This window comes from Salinisphaera sp. S4-8, from assembly GCF_040361235.1.
Lineage (GTDB): Bacteria > Pseudomonadota > Gammaproteobacteria > Nevskiales > Salinisphaeraceae > Salinisphaera.
Window position 1 is genome coordinate 175,019 of sequence record NZ_APNF01000006.1, and the last position, 16,486, is coordinate 191,504.

At 63.8% G+C, this 16,486-nt stretch carries 16 protein-coding genes; 9 read left to right on the plus strand and 7 right to left on the minus strand.

Annotation, left to right across the window (positions count from 1 at the left end; translation table 11 throughout):
- Positions 1-107: 107 nt before the first annotated feature.
- Together S4A8_RS11115 and S4A8_RS11120 are read left to right on the plus strand one after the other, a co-directional pair.
- Entirely contained in the window at positions 108-2,087 is a 1,980-nt protein-coding gene (locus S4A8_RS11115) for a CocE/NonD family hydrolase (protein ID WP_353220193.1), read from the plus strand.
- A 71-nt stretch (positions 2,088-2,158) separates the two neighbouring features.
- Entirely contained in the window at positions 2,159-2,743 is a 585-nt protein-coding gene (locus tag S4A8_RS11120) for a hemerythrin domain-containing protein (protein ID WP_353220194.1), read from the plus strand.
- A 14-nt stretch (positions 2,744-2,757) separates the two neighbouring features.
- On the opposite strand, the gene S4A8_RS11125 is transcribed toward S4A8_RS11120, so the two are convergent.
- The 3 genes from S4A8_RS11125 to S4A8_RS11135 form a co-directional block, all read right to left on the minus strand.
- Entirely contained in the window at positions 2,758-3,576 is an 819-nt protein-coding gene (locus tag S4A8_RS11125) for an AraC family transcriptional regulator (protein ID WP_353220195.1), read from the minus strand.
- On the minus strand, positions 3,573-4,178 hold the full coding sequence (locus S4A8_RS11130; RefSeq protein ID WP_353220196.1) for a LysE family translocator: 606 nt from the start codon (positions 4,176-4,178) through the stop codon (positions 3,573-3,575). The genes S4A8_RS11125 and S4A8_RS11130 overlap by 4 nt, the downstream gene beginning before the upstream one ends.
- A gap of 90 nt (positions 4,179-4,268) precedes the next feature.
- Positions 4,269-4,865 (minus strand): class I SAM-dependent methyltransferase, encoded by a 597-nt coding sequence (locus tag S4A8_RS11135; protein ID WP_353175924.1) that lies wholly within the window; start codon positions 4,863-4,865, stop codon positions 4,269-4,271.
- Between the two features lie 136 nt (positions 4,866-5,001).
- On the opposite strand from S4A8_RS11135, the gene S4A8_RS11140 reads away from it, so the two are divergent.
- The 3 genes from S4A8_RS11140 (at position 5,002) to S4A8_RS11150 (ending at position 8,346) form a co-directional block, all read left to right on the plus strand.
- Complete coding sequence (locus S4A8_RS11140; protein ID WP_353175923.1) at positions 5,002-5,799, plus strand: GNAT family N-acetyltransferase; 798 nt, start codon at positions 5,002-5,004, stop codon at positions 5,797-5,799.
- A gap of 166 nt (positions 5,800-5,965) precedes the next feature.
- Positions 5,966-6,334, plus strand: a complete 369-nt coding sequence (locus tag S4A8_RS11145; protein ID WP_353175921.1) for a hypothetical protein — start codon at positions 5,966-5,968, stop codon at positions 6,332-6,334.
- Positions 6,331-8,346 (plus strand): pyrroloquinoline quinone-dependent dehydrogenase, encoded by a 2,016-nt coding sequence (locus S4A8_RS11150; RefSeq protein WP_353220197.1) that lies wholly within the window; start codon positions 6,331-6,333, stop codon positions 8,344-8,346. The genes S4A8_RS11145 and S4A8_RS11150 overlap by 4 nt, the downstream gene beginning before the upstream one ends.
- A 60-nt stretch (positions 8,347-8,406) precedes the next feature.
- Here S4A8_RS11150 and S4A8_RS11155 read toward each other — a convergent pair whose 3' ends face one another.
- Genes S4A8_RS11155 through S4A8_RS11165 form a run of 3 tightly spaced genes read right to left on the minus strand, consistent with a single transcriptional unit; the run spans position 8,407 to position 10,944 of the window.
- On the minus strand, positions 8,407-8,841 hold the full coding sequence (locus S4A8_RS11155; protein WP_353220198.1) for an SRPBCC family protein: 435 nt from the start codon (positions 8,839-8,841) through the stop codon (positions 8,407-8,409).
- Positions 8,842-8,873: 32 nt separating this feature from the next.
- Complete coding sequence (locus tag S4A8_RS11160) at positions 8,874-9,719, minus strand: phosphoenolpyruvate hydrolase family protein (protein WP_353220199.1); 846 nt, start codon at positions 9,717-9,719, stop codon at positions 8,874-8,876.
- A 10-nt stretch (positions 9,720-9,729) separates the two neighbouring features.
- Positions 9,730-10,944, minus strand: a complete 1,215-nt coding sequence (locus S4A8_RS11165; protein ID WP_353220200.1) for a Tm-1-like ATP-binding domain-containing protein — start codon at positions 10,942-10,944, stop codon at positions 9,730-9,732.
- Positions 10,945-11,194: 250 nt separating this feature from the next.
- Here S4A8_RS11165 and S4A8_RS11170 point away from each other — a divergent pair, with 250 nt between their 5' ends.
- The 4 genes from S4A8_RS11170 to S4A8_RS11185 all read left to right on the plus strand — a co-directional run bounded on the left by S4A8_RS11170 (position 11,195) and on the right by S4A8_RS11185 (position 14,908).
- Positions 11,195-12,151 carry a serine hydrolase domain-containing protein gene (locus S4A8_RS11170; RefSeq protein ID WP_353220201.1) on the plus strand — a complete coding sequence of 319 codons (957 nt, stop codon included), beginning with the start codon at positions 11,195-11,197 and terminating at the stop codon, positions 12,149-12,151.
- 141 nt (positions 12,152-12,292) lie between these two features.
- The gene (locus S4A8_RS11175; protein WP_353220202.1) at positions 12,293-12,955 is read left to right on the plus strand and encodes a cysteine hydrolase family protein; all 663 of its coding nucleotides are present in this window, start codon (positions 12,293-12,295) and stop codon (positions 12,953-12,955) included.
- The gene (locus S4A8_RS11180; RefSeq protein WP_353220203.1) at positions 12,955-13,413 is read left to right on the plus strand and encodes a MarR family winged helix-turn-helix transcriptional regulator; all 459 of its coding nucleotides are present in this window, start codon (positions 12,955-12,957) and stop codon (positions 13,411-13,413) included. Before S4A8_RS11175 ends, S4A8_RS11180 begins: the two co-directional genes overlap by 1 nt.
- 118 nt (positions 13,414-13,531) lie before the next feature.
- Positions 13,532-14,908, plus strand: a complete 1,377-nt coding sequence (locus S4A8_RS11185) for an NAD-dependent succinate-semialdehyde dehydrogenase (protein WP_353175910.1) — start codon at positions 13,532-13,534, stop codon at positions 14,906-14,908.
- 611 nt (positions 14,909-15,519) lie between these two features.
- Here the strand turns inward: S4A8_RS11185 and S4A8_RS11190 are convergent.
- A complete protein-coding gene (locus tag S4A8_RS11190) occupies positions 15,520-16,458 on the minus strand; it encodes an AraC family transcriptional regulator (RefSeq protein WP_353220204.1) in 939 nt (312 codons plus the stop codon).
- Positions 16,459-16,486: the final 28 nt, after the last annotated feature.

Below are 16,486 nucleotides of genomic sequence, written 5' to 3' on the forward strand. Positions count from 1 at the left end.
TGCCAGCTGTGTTTTCGTGCCGAAGCCGCGTCGAACTATAAAAATAGAAGTTTTCCGATATATTGATTCTCGTAGAACAAAACAGCGTCTTGGTGGGGAGGAGTGACATGTTGCAGCAATACAGTTTTCGACGGGCGAGCCGCGTGTTGGGAGTGGCCGTGCTGGCACTGAGCCTGTTGGGCTTGGCGGCCTGTAACGACGACTCCGACGCGGTGAATCTGGGCACGGACAGCCAGTCGCAATCCGGGTCGACGCCGGACGGCGGCGATACGCCGGGCGCCACGCCCGGCTCGACGCTCACGCCGGGCGGCGACGCGTCCAATGCGGTTGTGGCGCGCGATTACAACGCGGTGGTGACCAACCCCAAAGACGGCACCGACATCGCGATTACCGTGCTGCAGCCCGCTCTGGCGCCGGGCGAGGCCGCGCCCCTGATCCTGCATAGCCACGGCTTTGGCGGTACGCGCCTGCGCGGCCGCGATCAGAACACCCTCTACGAAACGCTCACCGGTGGCACGTTGCCCTCGGCCGAGGCCGCCCGTCGGGCTGCGGCCGCGGGCTATTTCGTCATCAGCTTCGACGAACGCGGCTTCGGGCAATCCGAAGGTCAGGTGGAAGTGATCGACCCGGACTTCGAAGGCGAAGACATCAAGGCGATCCTCAACTGGGCCGAACAGCAGATGGACAATCGTGGCCATCTGGGTTATCGGGACGGCGACCTCGCTGTGGGCGCACTGGGGCTCTCCTATGGCGGTGGCTTCCAGTTGGTCGGTGCCGCGGTCGATCCGCGCTTCGACGCGATCGTACCCACCGTCGGCTGGTATGACCTGCTCTACAGCCTCAGCCCCGGCGACGTGATCAAGTCGGATTGGGGCGTGCTGCTGGTCGCCCTCGGCATTCCGACATCGCAGGTGCGTCTCGACCCCTTGCTCTACCAGGCGCTTGTCGAAGGTCTCGCGGCGCCGCTGACGCAGCGCGGTTTTTCCGCCGACGTACGCGACAAGCTTTATAACAACAGCCCGCGCTCGTTTTGCGAAAGCCGCGAATCCGCGGGTGGCGAACTCGGGCCGAGCGCGAGCGGTCGGGTACCGGCCCAGGTGGATGCGCTGATTATCCAGGGCGTGGCCGATACGCTGTTCACCCTCAACGAGGGCTGGGCGAATGCGCAATGTCTGCGCGCGGCGGGTAACGAGGTCCATTTCGTGGGCATGCGTTTCGGGCATACCCTGCCGGTGCTGCAAAGCCTCCAATCCCAGGACCGCGTCGCCTACAGCACCGAAGCGACGCTGCACTGTGGCCGCCAGACCTTCGATACGGCCACGCTCGAACTCGATTACCTGAATTGGAAGCTGCGCGGCACGCCGTTACCGCAGCCGATTCCGAGCAATTGCGTGACCGTGACCGACAACCAGGGCGTGGCGCTGAATACGTTGCCCGTCGCCGACCCGGCTACCGGCAACGGGTATTCGGTGAGCGCACAAGCAACGACCGGCGGCTTGAGCCTGCTATTGGATTTGTTGCGCACCCATACCGTGGACGATCTGGTCGATGCGCTGGCCGTCACCGTCGATAACGCCACCGATATCGTCGACACGCTGCTCAATCCGCAGGCTGGGGTACCCACGGATGCCACGCCGAGCTTCGTGCTGGCGCAATTGATCAACGCGCTGCCTGCCGACCAGATCGACGAGCTGCTTAGTGGTGGCACCTTCGTGCCGCTGACAACCGTGGAGCGTGCCGGCCAGGCACTGGTTGGTATCCCGGTCGCCGATATTCAGATCACCGGTGGTGGCGTCGCGCCGGTGGCGTTTCTGGGGATCGGCGTGCGTCGCGATGCCAACGAAAGCGCGGAACTGGTCAACAAGCAGGTGCGCCCGGTGCGCGGCACTGGCGAGCAGCGCGTCGAACTCAATGGCCTCAGTCGGCCGCTGCAGGTTGGCGACGAAATCGGCCTGATGATCTATGGTTTTCATCCGCAATACGTGGCGAGTTTTTCGACCATTCCGGGCGTGATCGATGTCCAAGGCCAGGTCGGCCTGCCGATCGTCGATCTGCCCGATGCGCAGGTGGCCTCGCCGGCGCGCTGAACCCGGATAAGCGCTGGGCGCGTGTTCGGCGACGCGCGCCCAGCGCCGCCGATCGCGTTATTCTGTCGGCCATGCAAAGCATTTCCGACGAGTTGCGCCTGGACAAGCGGCAGGCACCACCGGCCGATCTGATGGTGCTGCGACACCGGTATCCGCCCGCGCAATGGCCAGCGCACCGTAACTACGGCGAACTGGCCGCGTTCTGGTTACAGGTGCACGCCGGCCTGCGTGGCCAGGGGCGGGTGTTGGCCGAAACGACTCGGGATTTTCGCGAAGCGCGAATTGATATCGCCACCTTCGGGCGTGTGTTCGCGGGTCAGCTGCGCGACTATCTGCAGCACCTGGAAGGCCACCACCGTATCGAGGATCTGCATTATTTTCCGCGGTTTCGGGCGCTGGACAATCGCCTGGTTGCTGGCTTCGATCTGCTCGAGAACGATCATGAAATCATCCATGCCCAGGTGCTGACCGTCGTCGAGAGTGCGCAGGCTTTGTTGCGCGATATCGAGCGCGGTGGCGATGCGCCGCTCTATAGCGCCGATGCCTATAGCGATCGCGCCGAGCGGCTGCACGGGTTGCTCGACCGTCATCTGGACGACGAAGAAGCGCTCGTTATTCCAAGCATTCTCGAATACAGCGAAGCCGCGCTGCGCTAGCGGCCGGTGCGCGCTCAGGTGTCTGCGGACTGGCGTGTGAGTTTGAACCAGCGCCCGGGCGGCATGCCGTGGGCATCGGCGAATTGGCGGTTCATATGGCTTTGATCGGCAAAACCGGCATCGACCGCGGCCTGGGCGAGTGTGTGACCGGCCTGCACATAGCACTTGAAGCGTTCGAGCCGACGCATGGTCAGATAGCGATAGGGACTGGTGCCGAACAGCACCCGAAAATCCCGCGATAGACGCCAGCGGTTCTGGCCGCTTACCGCTTCAAGCTGGGCCAGCGTGATCGTTGCGCTGGGGGATTCGTCGATGAAGGCACGCGCGCGTTGCGCGGCCGGGTAATCGAAACGCCGCGGGGGCGGCCGGTGACCGGTAACCGCGTTCATCGCCATCGCCAGTTCGAACAGGGCGTCGTCTTCTTCCAGCGCCTCGGGCGGGCTATCGATATGGCGAAGTAGCCGCACAACGCTTTGCGCCATGCGCGGATCGGTGGTGATCCCGCCCGGTAGAAACGGCAATGGCTGGCCGCGCAGAATATCCTGAAAGACATGCGGCGGGATATAGATCATGCGATAACGAAAGCCGCCTGCCGCGCCGGCATGGCCGTCGTGGATTTCGTCCGGGTGAATCACGATGGTCCGTCCGGGCAGGCTGTGCCGGTGGGCGCCGCGGTAGTGAAAGCTCTGGACCCCGGCCAGGGTTACGCCGACGGCATAGGTATCGTGGCGATGCGGATCGTAGGCATGGCCGCCGAAATAGGCTTCCAGGCGTTCCATGCGCGGTGTACGCGAATGGATGAACCAGTCGTTGTCGTTGATGGGCGTAATCATGCCGCGTGTGTGCCTGCGATGAAGAAATCGTAGACGATGGACACCGCCACGGCCACCAGTACCAGGGCCATCGCCTTGTTCACGAAAGCCGAGGTACGGGCGTTGCCGATACGACGCCCGGCCATACGGCCGAGCACGGCATAACTGCCCGGCGCGCCGATTGCGCCCAGCGAGATCAGCAGCGCGCAGACCGGAATCTGGTAGCCGGACAGTCCCGCGGCCGGGAACATGACGGTCGTCACCGGCAATACCAGTACCCAGCCCTTGGGGTTGAGCAGTTGCAACAGATACCCCTGGTGAAAGCGCATGCGCGTGGGCGCGGGCGTCTGCTGATGCCAATCGGTACGCGCGGCAAACAGGTGATAGGCCAGATACAGGATGTAGGCGCTGCCAGCGGCGGCGAAATAGGGCAGCAGGGCACTGCGTACCACCGCCGCACCCAGGTAACCGAGCACGAGGAACACGCTGAACATGGCCGTGCCCACGCCCACGCAATAGCCGGCCAGGCGCCACGGATGCACGCGCAGGCCGGCATTGAAGGCAAGCAGATTTACCGGTCCCGGCGAATACATCACACAGAAGGTATAGATGGCGATTTCCACGGCGTTGCGGCCTTGCCCGTATGGGTATGTTCGGGCGCTAAGCCTGACGCTGCGCGGCGCCGTGATCTTGAACGATCGTGCAGCGCTTTTTCAGGCCGTGGTGTCGGGCCGGTATTGCCAGAGCATGGCGGGCGGCCAGTTGCGTGCGATATGACGAAGCCGCGTGGCGCGATAGCCCCAGCGGGCCAGCGCGCGCTGGCGAACCGGCGAGCCGGGCAGATAGGTGATCTGGGTGAATGCTGCCCCCGGCACACCGCGTTCGAAACAGGCATCGAGCACGCGTTTTTGATCGGCCCGGGAGAAATGCAGGATCGGCAGGGTGGATACGACCGCGGCGATGCGCTCTACACCCTGGGCCGCGAACAGCTCGGGCAGCGCGCGCGCGTCGCCCTGCACGATGCCGGCCTGGCCGAACCGTGTATGCAGCAGGGCGACCAGCTCGCGGTCGTATTCGACCACGCATAGCCGGTTGCGATCGATGCCGGCGTTGAGCATCGCGCTCGTGATCGGGCCGGTACCCGCGCCCAGTTCCACGATGTGGCCCGACTGCGGGGCCGCGGCCAGTGCATCGACAAAGCCACGCGCCACGGCCGGGCCGGTGGGCGTCCAGGTCGCGATCTGGCGTGGCTTGCTCAACCACAGTCGCAGAAGCAAGCGGGTATCGGCGATAACGGAGGAATCGGACATCCGGCTATTGATAACCGCGTGACATGACAGGGCGGTGACGTACGTCGCGGTCATCGGCGCGTCATCGCGTGGTCATGTCGCTATCACATGGCCGGTCGACAATCGCTGGCGTTGATTCGCGATCGAGATGTTCGCCATGAACGCAACCACGACCCAGCCAACGCCCGAAACGCGGCCTGCCCGTTTCTACTACAGCTTTGCCCGCAGCCAGGCGCAGATCGACGACAGCCTGGCCCTGCGCTATCGCGTATTCGTCGAAGAAATGGGCGCCACGGCCGCGCTGGCCGGGGCCGGGCTCGAAGCCGATGCCATGGACGCCTATTGCCTGCATCTGGTTGTACGCGATCGCCGCGACGACCGCGCCGTGGCCAGTACGCGCATTCTCACCCACGAAGCCGCGCAGGCGGCCGGCGGCTTCTATTCCGCCAGCGAGTTCGATCTGGACGCGGTCCTGGCCTGTCCGGGGCGTTTTCTGGAAATCGGGCGTACCTGTGTGGATGCGGCCTATCGGCGCAGCCCGGCGATGGCAGTGTTATGGGCGGGTATTGCGGATCTGATTCGTGCCGATCGTTACGATCATCTGATTGGCTGTGCGAGTATCGACCTGCGCGACGGCCTAGCGTTTGCGCATGCGACCTATCGCCAGATCTGGGCCCGTCAGCCGGCCGAGGCGCACCGTTGCGTACGTCCGCGCCTGGCCTTGCCGTCGGCGGACGTGCCGCTCGATCGGGCCGTGCGCCTGCCGCCGTTGATCAAGGCCTACCTGCGCGTAGGCGCCTGCGTGGGCGGCCCGCCATGCTACGACCCGGATTTCAACGTGGCCGATGTTTTCATGCATCTGGATCTCAACCGGCTGACGCCGCGCTATGCGCGCCACTTCCTGGGCAAGACCCTGGACGGGCACGAACGTAGCGCCGCCCGTCTGTCTGCTTGAACACGATGGCGACGCGCCGATGATCTGCCTGCTGTGTCTGATGCGCGGCGAATTGTGCCGCAGCGACTGGCGATCGCGGCCTGAACGCGTATAATTATCTGCGTTATACATCTTAGTTTCTGTGCGTAGGCCCGTCCGGGTCTGCGCGTTGGCAGAACAATCCTCCATGGTTTTATCCGAATCTTCGGCCCGTTTCGGCGCGGCCGTGCTCTTGCTGGGCGCGCTGGCAAGCCTCAGCGTTGCGCTTTATGGCTATTTCGCTGCGTTGACCGGCGTGACCGGCACGCTCGGCGCACTGGCCGCGATCGTGGTCAGTGGCTTGCTGATTGCCTGTGCGGGGGTGCTCGCCCGAGGCGCGTCGGGCCGCTGGCGTAACTTGCTCGCCGGGCTGGTCGTACTGATGATTCTCGGCAACGCCTTTGCCGGCGCGTTACTGCACGAATGGTGGCTATGTGCCGCCATGGGTGTCGCTTTGCTCGGGCTGCTCATCGATCTGTTCGCCGCGCCCAGGCATGCCACGACGGTGCGCTCATGATTTCAGTTATCCGCCATTCGCCGCCAACGCCAGCCCGGCGTCTGGCCAGATCACGCCTTGCACTATGCGCGCCGCTATGCGCGTTGCTGGTAGCGACCGGCTGTGCCCAGCAGCCCGGCGAATCGGGTGATCCCGATCATTCGCCCGAACCGGCGGCGGTGTCCGAAAACGCGACCTGGGAGAGTTTTCACGGTCAGCTCAACGCCCAGAAATACAGCCCGCTGACCCAGATTACCGCCGACAATGTCGGCGATCTGGAAAAGGTCTGGGAGTTTCATACGGGCGATGTGTCCGATGGCAGCGGTGACATACCCGCCACGGTGTGGTCGGCGACCCCGATCTTTGCCAACGATACGTTGTATATCGGTACGCCGTTCTACCGTCTGATTGCGCTCGATCCGGGTACCGGCGAACAGAAATGGGCGTTCGATACCCAGACCCGGAAGAAGGCGCTGACCCAGCCGGTACTCAAGAATCGCGGTGTGTCGTACTGGGCAGCCGAGAATCCCGTGCCCGGCGAGGCCTGCCAGAAGATCGTCTACATGGGCACGATGGACGCGCGCCTGTTCGCCCTCGATGCCGACACCGGCAAAAAATGCGAAGGCTTTGCCAATCACGGCGTGCTGGATGTGAACCAGTGGAACGATACCCACGCCAAATGGCCGTTGTCGTTGCTGCAACCGCCCACGGTTGTCGGCGATCATCTGCTGCTGGGTTGGGCCGGCAAGGACTGGGCCTTCGAGCAGGCGCCGCCCGGCACCGTGTTTTCCATCGACGCGCGCAGCGGCGAACGCGAATGGACATTCCAGGCGCTATCGGACGGCATGCGCGAAAAAAGCGGCACGGCCAATGTCTGGACGCATATGTCCGCCGACGAGGATCTGGGCCTGGTGTATCTGCCGGTGTCGTCGCCATCGCCGAATTTCTGGGGCGGTAATCGCCAGGAGAAAGCACCGCTGGCAACGTCGACCACGGCCCTGGATATCGACACGGGCGAGGTGGTCTGGTCGCGTCAGTGGGTGCACCACGATGTCTGGGATTACGATATCAACGCCGCGCCCACGCTCATGGACATAACCGTCGACGGCGAAGATATTCCGGCCCTGGTCCAGGCGACCAAGATGGGTTTTCTGTTCGTGGTCGATCGCCGCACCGGCGAAGACGTCTGGCCGATCGAGGACCGCCCCGTGCCCGCAGGCGACGGCTCGGTCGAGGGCGAGATCTATTCGCCGACCCAGCCGTTTCCGACCCGGCCCGCGCCATTGCTGGACCAGACGAAAAAACCGCCGGTCTGGAAGCTGGCGGATATCGTCGGCGGCGGGCAATGTTCGCGCCTGTGGGATCAACTCGACTATCGCGGCATGTACACGCCGCCGACCACGAAGGGCGAGGGCACGATGGCCTATCCCGATAGTTCCGGCGGGGTGCAATGGGGCGGTGTGGCCTACGATCCGGCCAGCCAGACCGCGGTGGTCAACACCTCGCATATCGTGCAGTACGTCAAGCTCTACGAGCGCGCGGCCTACGAAAAAGCCGATACGGGTTCGGGCAACGAAAGTGGTTTCTCGCCGCAGACCGGCGCGCCCTATGGCATGCGCCTCAAGGTGGCGATGAACTGGCTGGGCATGCCCTGCTGGGAGCCGCCATTCGGTGAGCTGGTGGCACTCGACATGCATACGGGCGACGTGAAATGGCGGCGCCCGGTGGGCGCATCCCAGCAATATGGCTTTTTCATGCCCGAGGCCTGGGGCTCGCCCACCATCGGTGGGCCGGCGGTCACCGCCGGCGGCGTGATCTTCATCGGCGCTTCCATGGACGCCAAGCTGCGCGCCTATTCGCTGGCCACCGGCGAGCCGTTGTGGTCCGATCAGGCCGAAGCTCCCGCCGTGGCCAACCCGGCGGTCTATGCCTACAAGGGGCGCCAGTATGTCGCCTTTGTGGCCGGCGGCAATACCATCCTCAAGGATCAGGTCGGCGACCAGGTCGTCGTCTACGCGCTGCCGCAAGAGTAGTTGCGCACGGCCCGGCGTACTGTGCGCCGGGCCATGTTGCGCGCCGGTATGGGCCTCTTGTTATTCGAGCTGCGCGGCCAGCGCATCCAGACCGGCACGGAATACACCGCCGGCGACCGTATCCACCGTGGCGCGCGCATCCGCGGGCGGGACTTCGAACTCGGCTTTCCAGACCACCAGGCTGGCATTGCCCTCGGTGATCGGGATCACGTCGATGGTGGCGTCGTAGCCGGTTACCGGCATGGGCGATTCCAGGATGATATAGCGCAGGTGGCGATCGGCATCGGACAGGGCGGTCAGCTGTTCACGGATATGCCCGCCATCGGCCAGATGAAAACTGCGAATACAGCCGACCGAGTCGGCCGCGCGGGCGTCCTCGATTTCACTGTCGACAATGGCTGGATGCCAGGCCGGCATGCCGTTGAAGTCACGTAGCACGGCCCAGACGGCATCGGCCTCGACACGAATCACGCGGCTGATGAATATACGTTCCATGACAATCTCCTCGGTGTGCACGATCGCGCCAATCAGCGCTTGGGGGAATCGACCCGTAGATCGACAAAGCGGCGGGTCTGTTCGGTCAGCGCCTGCTCGACCGGCAGCCGCTCCATGCTGCTCGCGCCGTAGAAGCCGTGGCAGCCCGGGCAGCGCGACAATACGTATTCGGCATCCTCGGGCTGGGCAATCGGCCCACCATGACAGAGCACGATCACATCGTCGCGCACCGCGCGCGCGGCGTCGCCCCAGGCATTGACGCGTTCGACCGCGCCGTCGAGATTCACCCCGGTTTCGGCGCCGATACTGCCCCCGGTGGTCAGGCCCATGTGGCAGACCACGATATCCGCGCCGGCTTCGGCCATGGCACGGGCATCATCGCTGGAAAAGACATAGGGCGTGGTCAGCAGATCGGCTGCGCGGGCGCGGCCGATCATGTCGACCTCCAGATCGTAGCCCATGCCGGTTTCTTCCAGATTGGCGCGAAAGCTGCCGTCGATCAGGCCCACGGTCGGAAAGTTCTGTACGCCAGCGAAACCGATCTGTTTGAGCTGGGCCAGGAATTCGTCCATCGACACGAACGGATCGGTCGCATTGACGCCCGCCAACACCGGCGTGTGCTTGACCACCGGCAACACTTCGCGGGCCATGTCCACCACGATTTCATTGGCGTTGCCGTAGGCCAGCAGGCCTGCCAGCGAGCCACGCCCGGCCATGCGATAGCGCCCGGAGTTGTAGATCACGATTAGATCGATGCCGCCGGCTTCCTCGCATTTCGCGGACAGCCCGGTGCCGGCGCCGCCGCCGACGATGGGGCGGCCATCGCGGATCTTGGCGCGTAGGGTGTCGAGAATGGCCTGACGTTCGAATCGGGGCATGGGGTTTCCTTCAAGTCCGGTGGGTCGACATCACGTCTTCGAAGGCAGCGAGTGCCGCGCCGACGAATGCCGGGTCGTTGATATGGTGGGGCACACGTATCAGCCGCCGGTTTTCCGTCTGCTGTACATGGGTTTCGAGTGCTTCGAACAGGGCCGCATCGGCGGCCGGGTCGTAAAACGGCTGGCCCGGTGCGTCGATGGCCGAGACGCCGCCCTCCGGCAGCAGAAAACGCACCGGCCCGTCACAGGCATTGAGCTTGGCCGCGATCCATTCGCCGATCAGCCGGTTTTCCTCGACCGTGGTCCGCATGAGCGTGACCTGGGCGTTGTGCTCGTAGACGGTGCGATCGCGATATTGCGCGGGCAGGGTATCGCGCGCGCCGAAGTTGACCATATCCAGCGCGCCGCAGGCGCCCACATAGGGCACGCCACTGCGGGCGATCGCATCCAGGCGGGTATCGCCCGCGCTCATCACGCCGCCCATGAGCAGATCGCAGATTTCGGTGGTACTGATATCCAGCACGCCGGCCAGGGCCCCGGAATCCACCAGTTTTTCCATCGACTGCCCACCCGTGCCGGTGGCATGAAAGACCAGGCAGTCGTAATCGGCCTCGAGGGCGTCGGTGAGCTGGGTGATACAGGGCGTGGTCACGCCGAACATCGTCAATCCGAGTGCGGGTTTGGTATCGCGCGCCTCGGGCAATGCGTTGGTGATCATGCCGGCCAGGGCATGCGCGGCATTGCCGATCACTACACGCGAAATACGATTGAGCCCGGCGACATCGGTCACCGAATACATCATGCAGATATCGCTCGGGCCTACATAGGGCGCCACATTGCCCGAGGCGACGGTCGAAACCATGACCTTGGGCACGCCCACCGCCAGACGTCGCATCGCCGGCGTAACCAGTGCCGTGCCGCCGGAGCCGCCCAGCCCGAGTACGCCCGCGATATCGCGGCGCGCGGCCACGTAGTGCTCGAAAGCCAGGGCCATCGCATTCACCGCCCGGCCGCGATCATCGACTGCAAGAACGGCGTCGGCGCCGTCCGGGTGGTGCGCTGCAACGCTCGCGGCGTCGATATCCGGTGGGTGGGTACGTGCAATATCGCCGGTCCCCAGATCCACCACCTGGGCGGCAACGCCGGCTGCCGCCAGGCAATCACAGGCATAGCGCAATTCCGCGCCCTTGGTGTCGCAGGTGCCGGCGACCAATACCGTAGCCATCGATGCTCCTCGTATTTTTTGCGCACGATAGCACTTCGGGCGATGCCGCCAAGTACACGCCTGCGGATGAAAAACAGCCCGGGCAGGGGTGGACGCCCGGCGCCGCCAGCGGTCGGGGTGCGGGTAATATGATTACCATGGCGGCATGCGTAATCGGTTCGTTGAAATGACGCGTTTGGCAGCGCATCGGTGTGGGGCTCATCGTTGGGTGCGATCGGCTGCCTGTTGGGCGCTGATGGTCTTTGTCGGCATGGCCAGTGCCGCGACGGATTCGCCCGCGCCGCCCGCGCTGGAGGCGATTGCCGAGCGTGCCGGCGATTTGCCGCGAACCCACACATTGCTGGTTGCCGTCGACGGGGATACCGTGATCGAACGCGGCTATCGGGGCCATCGGGTAGATGCGACCGCCAATATCAAGTCGTTGTCGAAAACGCTGATCGCCACGCTCGTGGGCGCGGCCATCGATCGCGGCGTGATCGATAGCGTGGATCAGCCCATCGGCCAACTGCTGGGCATGCGCATGCCACCAGATGCCGATGAGCGCGTGGCCGCGATTACCGTTGGCCAGTTATTGTCGATGCAGGCCGGGCTGGAGCGGACCTCGGGTGCAAATTACGGCGCCTGGGTGGCCAGCGATAATTGGGTGGACGAGGCCTTGTCGCGCCCGTTCGTGGCCGAGCCCGGTACGCGCATGCTCTATTCGACCGGCAATACCCATGTGCTATCGGCCATTCTCACCGAGACGAGCGGGCGCAGCACCTTGGCGCTCATGCGCGCTTGGCTGGCCGGGCCGCTGGGAATCGATATCCCGCCCTGGACGCGTGATCCGCAGGGTATCTATTTCGGTGGTAACGAAATGGGCATCACGCCGCGAGCGCTACTGGCCTTCGGCGAGATGATTCGCCAGGGCGGTCGGGTTGGCGCGCAACAGGTCATATCGCAGGCGTGGATCGAAACCAGTTGGCGCACGCGCACGCACTCGGTCTACACCGGCGACGCCTATGGCTACGGCTGGTTCACCACCGAGCTGGCCGGCGTGAGCGCCCACTACGGGCGCGGCTATGGCGGCCAGGTGCTGTTCGTGGTGCCCGAACGCGATATGACCGTGGTGATGACCTCGGACCCCACACCGCCCTCGGATGGCCGTTATTTCGCCCGTCAGGTTGATATTGTCGAGGCGCTTATCGCGTCGCGTAGCGGTCGTTAGCCGCCTGGGTTGCGTGATCGGGCGAAGGCTCCGTGCATTTTATTAGCACGATAGATATCATGCTAAATAAGTGTCAGGCGGCGCATTTTGCTGAAAAGCGAATCGCCCCGGCTTGAATGGATGTTGCAACCCAGAGTCATCATGAGCGAAGCGCGAATCCGGATTAAACCGCCGATCGAGCGGGCAGCGATCGTATTTATCGAGTTCCAGGGTGAATGGCTCGATACGGATGCGCCGCTGCGGCGCAATCTCGTACGCGATCAAGATGCCTTCGCGCAGGCCATTGCCGCGGCGGCGCGGCTGATCGAGTCAGCGCGAGCTGCGAAACAGCCGATCGTGCATGCCGGTCTCGATATGACCGACGATCCGCATTACCTGCTGTTCGGCCGGGACCAGGCCGGTTTGCGTCGCGCTATTGCCCGGGCCGGCACGTGGACCGGCGCACGTAGCGCGTTTCGCCCGCCATTTGTGCCGGGCGATCGGGCGCGCGAGTTCGTCTCCAAGGGGCGCTCCGGCGCCAGTGTGCTCAAGAACGCCACGCTGGATGCGTATTTACGCAACAACGATATCCGAACGGTCTATTTCTGTGGTTTCGCCACCCACGTCTGTGTCGAATCCAGCCTGCGCGAAGCGCACGATCTGGGCCTCGATGCCTGGATTGTGGCCGATTGTTGTGCCGCTTTTACCCAGGCGCAGCATCGGCATGTGCTCGAGCATGTCTTGCCGCATTTCGGGCGCGCGACCGACAGCGCTGAGCTCATGACCGCGATGCATGCCGCGGCCGGGGAACGGGGCGCTGGCTAGTGTTTTTCCTCAAGGACTTGCCGTCACGGCAGATGATCGAGCGCTATACGGCACAATACGATGTCGAGCCCGCGCGTATTGCAGCCGGTCTGGAAACCATGCGCCGCGCGAGCGTGGTGATTCGCCGGCTGGAATCCTATTTCGGCGAGCACGGGCTGTCGCAGCTACGGTTTTTGTTCCTGGTGGTGATCGACCGCGAGCCCGATCATGCGACCCTGACCGTGGGCGAGATCACGCAGCGACTCGATGTCGCGGGGCCTGTGGTGGCACGTACACTGCGCGCGTTGCTCGACGCGGGGCTCGTACACGCGCGAAAGGATGCCCGCGATGCGCGCACGAAGCATATCGGTCTGACTGCGGCGGGGCGTGCACGCCTGACCGCCGTATTGCCCGGCTATTTCGCGATCATCGATGCGCAGATGACCACGCCGCTCGACCCGGATTCTCCGTCGCCATAGCGCCGAGGTGGCCCGTCCTTGCAGGATCGGGCAAACAATCGACAGCCTGCGATACGCGTGGGCTTGCGAATGCCACTATCCTCGGGGGTGTTCATTCATAGCCCTGTATGGAGGCTACGTGTCTAACACCGTTAAGACCATCAACCCCGCCACCGGCGCGGTGATCCGCGAATTCGATACGATCAGCGACGAGCAGCTCAACGACAAGATCGAAAAGACGCACGAGGCGTTTCTCGACTGGAAACAGCGTTCATTCGACGAACGCGGCAAGCTGATCCGCAAGGTCGGCGAACTGCTGGTCGAGAACAGCGATCGCCTGTCCCAGCTGATTACCGAAGAAATGGGCAAGCCGATCAGCCAGGCCCCCGGCGAGCTCAAGCTGTGCAAGGGCATCTGCGACTACAGCGCCGACAACGCGGCGACGTTCCTCGCCGATGAAGAGCGCGATCTGCCGGGCGGGCGTGCGCTGGTCACACACCAGCCGATTGGCGTGATCTTCGGCATCCAGCCGTGGAACTTCCCGTTCTATCAGGTCGTGCGCTACACCATTGCCAACCTGATGGCCGGCAACACCGTGCTGCTAAAGCATGCGCCCAACGTCTGGGGTTGTGCCGAGGCGCTGGAAGACATCTTCCGCCAGGCCGGCGTGCCGGAGAACGTGTTCAACGTGCTCTATATCCAGGAAGATCAGGCCAGCCAGGTCACCGAGCATCCGCGCGTACGCGGTGTGACCTTTACCGGCAGCGCGGCGACCGGTCGCAAGATCGCGGCCGACGCCGGCAAGTACCTCAAGAAGACCGTGCTGGAACTGGGCAGCAACGACGCGTTTCTGGTGCTCGAGGATGCCGATATCGACAAGGCCGTGGATGCCTGTGTGACCGGTCGTATCAACAACAACGGCCAGACCTGTGTCGCCGCCAAGCGCTTCGTGGTCGTGGATGCGGTCTACGAGCAGTTCCGCGATGCCTATCTCGCCAAGATGAAGCAGATCGAATTCGGCGACCCGAGCGACAAGAACACCCAGCTCGGCCCGATCGCGCGTGAAGACCTGCGCGACAACCTGCATGCCCAGGTCAAGGAATCGATCGAAAAGGGCGCGACCTGCCTCACCGGCGGTGAAGTCCCCGATCGCGAAGGTTATTTCTACCCGGTGACCGTGCTCGAAAACGTCACCCCCGGCATGCCGGCCTACGACGGCGAGCTGTTCGGCCCGGTCGCATCGCTGATTCGTGCCAAGGACGAGGCGGATGCGATCCGTATTGCCAACGATTCGGTCTACGGTCTGGGCGGCGGCATCTTCTCGGAAGACGAGAAGCGTGCCGAGCTGCTGGCCCGGGATCACTTCGATACCGGCATGGTCAGCATCAATGGCTACTACATCGCCCAGCCGAACCTGCCGTTCGGTGGCGTCAAGGATAGTGGTTATGGTCGCGAACACGGCGGCTTCGGCATGCGTGAATTCGTCAACAGCAAATCGCTGATGATCGCGCAGTAACGCGCTTGCCCTAACGTCGTCGTCATGACGTCGTGAAAGCCTCCGGCATGTTTTGCCGGGGGCTTTTTTTATGTTCGTACTTCAGCAACGTGTTCGTAAAGATAGTCCGCGAATGAACGCGAATAGACGCAAATGAAACGAGGCATTGGGTGTGCTCTGGCATAACGGGCTGCGGGCGCGACGCAAAGTCGGTCACAAAACGGGCCGGCTTTTACCATCCATTGGCGTTCATTCGCGTTTATTTGCGGATAGATCCATCGTTTCAGCCGTGTCAGTTGGCTGTTCGCCCGGGGGTAAGCACACGGGGAGTGGGCGTCGTCGCCGGTGTTGCCGGGCGGGCGAATTGAGCTCGCGGGCTGCGTTCTCAAAGGCAGTCCGCGAATGAACGCGAATAGACGCAAATGAAACGAGGCACTGGGTGTGCTCTGGTAGAACGGGCTGCGAGCACAACGCAAAGTCGGCGACAAAAACGGTCCGGCTTTCACCATCCATTGGCGTTCATTCGCGTTCATTTGCGGATAAAAATTGTCGTTCAGGCGAACGGCAGCGCGGTCGAATACGGGCGTGGTGGCCTGCGCCAGCACGGGCCTCGTATGCCGATGGGCTGCGGTTCAGGCCGGGTCGGTCAGCGCCAGGGTGCCGGTATGGGCCTGGCGTGCGCGGTCGTGGGTCGGGGCGACGCCGAAGTAGCGTTTGTACTCGCGCGAGAATTGAGAGGCACTCTCATAGCCCACCGCATGGGCCGCACCCGCGACGTTTTCGACCTGGCTGGCCAGCAGATCGCGGGCGGCGAGCAGGCGGATGCGTTTCTGGTACTGCAACGGCGATAACCGCGTCACCCGCTTGAAATGGTGATGAAAGCTGGACACGCTCATATGCACGCCCGCCGCCAGATCGGCCACCGAGAGCGACTTCGCGTAGTCGGTGTGCAGCTGGTTGATCGCGGTGCCGATACGCGCATAGGCACCGCGCTCGTGAATCAGGCGCCGCAATAGATGCCCCTGGGGGCCACGCAGCGCTTCGAAGATCACTTCGCGTACCCGCATGCCATAGAGCGCCCGTGCACACAGCGCGTCGTCCAGACACTCAAGCAGGCGCGCCAGCGCATCGGTCATCCGCGCATCCAGGGCGACCGCGGCCATGGGCAGCGACTCGGTATCGGCCGGGTCGGCTGCCGGCCAGACCGCGTTCGGCATCGAGGTGACGAGTTCGTCGAGTACCGCTGCATCGATACGCAATGCCGCGCCCAGTACCGGCTTGTCGGGCGCGCCCCGCGTTTCGCATTCGAAGGGTACGGGCATGGCCTGCACCAGATAATGCCCGGCGCCGTAATCGATGACCCGGTCTTCCAGATGCGCGGTCTTTTCCCCCTGTGCCACGAACACCAGCGACGGCTCGTAGACCTCGGGCTGGCGCACGCTATGCCCGGCATAGCCGAGCAGGGTCAGCCCATCCAGCGCGGTCGGGGTGAACCCGTCGTCACGCACATGCGCGGCGATACGGGCAGCCAGGTTGGTAAAGGCGTCGTGCGGCGACGGGCGACGGGACATGACGACCACGGCTGTTTTATCTACGGCA

What these genes read in the sequence shown, in the direction of transcription:
- S4A8_RS11135 (WP_353175924.1), bottom strand. Translation starts at nt 4,865, where the DNA reads ATGTCCGATTCCTCCGTTATCGCCGATACCCGCTTGCTTCTGCGACTG.
- S4A8_RS11125 (WP_353220195.1), bottom strand. Translation starts at nt 3,576, where the DNA reads ATGATTACGCCCATCAACGACAACGACTGGTTCATCCATTCGCGTACA.
- S4A8_RS11160 (WP_353220199.1), bottom strand. Translation starts at nt 9,719, where the DNA reads ATGCCCCGATTCGAACGTCAGGCCATTCTCGACACCCTACGCGCCAAG.
- S4A8_RS11145 (WP_353175921.1), top strand. Translation starts at nt 5,966, where the DNA reads ATGGTTTTATCCGAATCTTCGGCCCGTTTCGGCGCGGCCGTGCTCTTG.
- S4A8_RS11175 (WP_353220202.1), top strand. Translation starts at nt 12,293, where the DNA reads ATGAGCGAAGCGCGAATCCGGATTAAACCGCCGATCGAGCGGGCAGCG.
- S4A8_RS11120 (WP_353220194.1), top strand. Translation starts at nt 2,159, where the DNA reads ATGCAAAGCATTTCCGACGAGTTGCGCCTGGACAAGCGGCAGGCACCA.
- S4A8_RS11165 (WP_353220200.1), bottom strand. Translation starts at nt 10,944, where the DNA reads ATGGCTACGGTATTGGTCGCCGGCACCTGCGACACCAAGGGCGCGGAA.
- S4A8_RS11140 (WP_353175923.1), top strand. Translation starts at nt 5,002, where the DNA reads ATGAACGCAACCACGACCCAGCCAACGCCCGAAACGCGGCCTGCCCGT.
- S4A8_RS11150 (WP_353220197.1), top strand. Translation starts at nt 6,331, where the DNA reads ATGATTTCAGTTATCCGCCATTCGCCGCCAACGCCAGCCCGGCGTCTG.
- S4A8_RS11115 (WP_353220193.1), top strand. Translation starts at nt 108, where the DNA reads ATGTTGCAGCAATACAGTTTTCGACGGGCGAGCCGCGTGTTGGGAGTG.
- S4A8_RS11155 (WP_353220198.1), bottom strand. Translation starts at nt 8,841, where the DNA reads ATGGAACGTATATTCATCAGCCGCGTGATTCGTGTCGAGGCCGATGCC.
- S4A8_RS11170 (WP_353220201.1), top strand. Translation starts at nt 11,195, where the DNA reads ATGGCCAGTGCCGCGACGGATTCGCCCGCGCCGCCCGCGCTGGAGGCG.
- S4A8_RS11190 (WP_353220204.1), bottom strand. Translation starts at nt 16,458, where the DNA reads ATGTCCCGTCGCCCGTCGCCGCACGACGCCTTTACCAACCTGGCTGCC.